The organism is Nitrosospira sp. NpAV, assembly GCF_000832065.1.
GTDB lineage: Bacteria > Pseudomonadota > Gammaproteobacteria > Burkholderiales > Nitrosomonadaceae > Nitrosospira.
In genome coordinates this window covers 1-1,382 of the sequence record NZ_JXQM01000043.1, presented here as the reverse complement: position 1 = coordinate 1,382, position 1,382 = coordinate 1, and the positions used below count along the sequence as shown (strand labels likewise).

The following is a 1,382-nucleotide window of genomic DNA, read 5'->3' as shown; positions in this document are numbered from 1 at the left end:
AACTTTGATCCACCTGCATTCGTCCGAGGCCGATCAACCGCTGTTATGTTGATTAACGGCACCTTGCGAAATAAATTTAATCGAGTTATCAAGATTTTTTGGAACGTCAATTTCGATTCGATAAATAACCAGACTGCAATGGTAAACAAAGGAAGGGTTGCACAATCCAGCAATCAGAGGGTAATACACACCGTATATCCGGCTTTCGACCATGAAAAAACAGCGATGATGAGCCCGCACCACGGCATTGCGAGCCTCGTTGTAGGGTGCAGCGGACGCAAGAAACTGCTACGGGCTTATTTATGCTGGATAGGTAAGGTCTGGCATAATTCATCAAATAACGGACGATTGCCGGTGGTTTGTCGGATATTGAATACCAGGCTTGCATTTCGCGAACATGCAGATGCAAATACAAACCCGGGGGAACTGCCCCCGGGTTTGCTTCCGCCAGTCAGCCTTGGGTAAGGCTGATTGCCTTCAATTAACCTCTCAGCAGTGCCAGCACTGACTGCGGCATGGCATTGGCCTGGGCCAGCATCGCCGTACCTGCCTGTTGCAGCACCTGGTTCCTCGACAACGTGGCGGTTTCCGCCGCAAAATCGGTATCGACGATACGGCTACGCGATGCGGTCAGGTTCTCCGCTGCGGTTTGCACATTTGCAATCGCCGATGAAAAACGGTTCTGATAAGCGCCAAGATCCGCGCGGCCCGCATTGAGCGCGCTCAATGCGGAATCCATCGCGGCAATGGCAAAGTCGGCATTTGTGGTATTGCTGATGTCCAGATTCTGGAATCCCGCGCCGGTTGCGGTCGTTACCGCGGTCGTGGCGGCTGTCAGGCCGGTGGTCGCCGTGGTGGCGGAAGCGCCGGCAAAAGCCACGACCGTGGTGTTGCCCGATACATTGGTCAGCGATACCAGGCCGGCCGCGTCGGCGGTGGCGGTAACGCCGGTGGTATCCGATACCGTGTTGATGGCGGCTGCAATGTTGGCGCCCTGCGTGACGGCGTTACCCCCGGCGGCAACCGCGCCCACGCTGGTGCCGTTGATGGTCAGGTCGCCCGCAGTGATCGCGGTGAAAGCCGTGGCGGCGACGCCGGTCACATTGGCGGTGCTGCTGGTGCTGGAGCCCAGAGCCGAGCTCTGGGCGTTGACCAGGCCGCTGATGGAGATCGTTTCACCGACGTTGGCGCCAACCTGGAACGCCTGGTTGGTGAATGTGCCATCGATCAACTTGATGCCGTTGAAGGCGGTCGTGGAAGCTACCCGGTCGATTTCATCCTTGAGCTGCTGGACTTCGTTATTGAGCGCGGTACGGTCGCTCACGCTGTTGCTCGCGTTGCGCGATTGCACCGCCAGCTCGCGGATGCGCTGCAGGTTGTTG

At 57.4% G+C, this 1,382-nt stretch carries 2 protein-coding genes; one reads left to right on the top strand and one right to left on the bottom strand.

Annotated elements, in window-relative coordinates:
- On the top strand, nt 1-465 hold a 465-nt coding region (locus SQ11_RS17945; protein ID WP_232298034.1), incomplete at its 5' end, for a hypothetical protein.
- 16 nt (nt 466-481) lie between these two features.
- Here SQ11_RS17945 and SQ11_RS15160 read toward each other — a convergent pair.
- Nucleotides 482-1,382: flagellin (locus SQ11_RS15160; protein WP_041515038.1), on the bottom strand; the 901-nt coding region annotated here is incomplete at its 5' end.